Source organism: Runella sp. R0.1_18 (assembly GCF_057652155.1).
Genome location: NZ_JBYFCK010000070.1, coordinates 1 through 1,266 on the forward strand (window position 1 = coordinate 1; position 1,266 = coordinate 1,266).

At 41.5% G+C, this 1,266-nt stretch carries 1 protein-coding gene; it reads right to left on the reverse strand.

What is annotated here, in order from left to right; translation table 11 throughout:
* Positions 1 to 18: 18 nt before the first annotated feature.
* A complete protein-coding gene (locus AC23P2_RS31045) occupies positions 19 to 1,026 on the reverse strand; it encodes an IS110 family RNA-guided transposase (protein ID WP_487776780.1) in 1,008 nt (335 codons plus the stop codon).
* Between the last annotated feature and the right edge of the window lie 240 nt (positions 1,027 to 1,266).

A 1,266-nucleotide genomic window follows, 5' to 3' on the forward strand; every position in this document is an offset into this window, starting at 1 on the left:
GGGGCCGATTTCTATGGTTTAAACAAGGGTTGACCTATAATTTTTATCATATTTTTCACCTCGCTCCACCACAGCATACATACGATGAATAAGCTTATTTCGAACCGCATTGAGAACCAACATTTTGTTTTTACCCTCAGCTACTTTTCTTTTATAATAGTCTTGTAGTTCTCCTTTGATTTGAATGGCTGACATAGCCGCTAAATGAAAAAGAGATTTTAAACGTTTACGGGCATGGTGGCTTACTCCAGGTCGTCCTCGAACACTACTTCCTGATTGATAATTGAAGGGGGCAACGCCAGCGTGGCACGCCATTTTTTTGGGTTCTGTAATGGTTTTTAATTCATTGGTAGAGATAATAACCTCAGTGGCAGTCGCTGTACCGATACCTGGCACAGAACTAATCAGCCCGAAGAGTTGAGCCAGTTGATCATCATTGGCAATGAGTTGAGCAATAGCTTTATCAATAGCTTTTCGGTCAGCTTCTAAAGCCTTTAAGGATGCTTGACAAGTTTTTGAAAGTTGCTTTTGTAAAGTAGGAGCAGTAAAGCCTTGTTGCTCGACTAATGGTCCGGCTAATTGGTTATAAACTCCAATAAGTCGCTGACGAGTAGCACTTAACATAGCTAATTGCTGAACAACAACCCTTGGAGGTTCCCATAATCGAAGATGGTCTCGGAAGCGATAAGCATACTCAGCAATGCGTTGTGCATCGATACTGTCAGTTTTTCCTCGTTGTAACCCTCCTGCTTTTTTAATTTGTAAAGATGACTCTAACCAAATGGGAAAGTGTAATTTGTGCAAAAAATCGAGCAAATGGGCATTGTAAATGCCTGTGTGTTCCATACAAAACACCGCTTGAAGAGACGTCCAATCAGGCAGTGTTTTTAACAGGCGCAGGGCAGTTTTAATACCAGCGACGGAATTAGGAGTGTTGGTTTGTAATACCATCCTCTTACCATTGTAAACAGCCCAATCAAGGCTCGATTTAGAAATGTCGATTCCAACAAAATAGTGAATATCCATGTTTAGTCGTAATTTTGAGTTATCAAAAGTCTACTTGTTATGTGCTCAATACCTTGCTAATGGGTCTAACCTCCCAAATTTCTATCCGAGACTTACAAGTAGAGACAGAGCAGGTCCTAAATCGGCCCATAGGTCATCAACCTTGCCCAGCGATAGGGTAGCCTGCTCTGTTTTTCTTTTGACAGCAAGCTACCAAAATCTTGGAATCTTACCACTTCACAAACCTAAAGGCCCATGCGG

Excerpts from the sequence above, each read along its gene's own strand:
- AC23P2_RS31045 (WP_487776780.1), bottom strand. The coding sequence starts at position 1,026 with ATGGATATTCACTATTTTGTTGGAATCGACATTTCTAAATCGAGCCTT.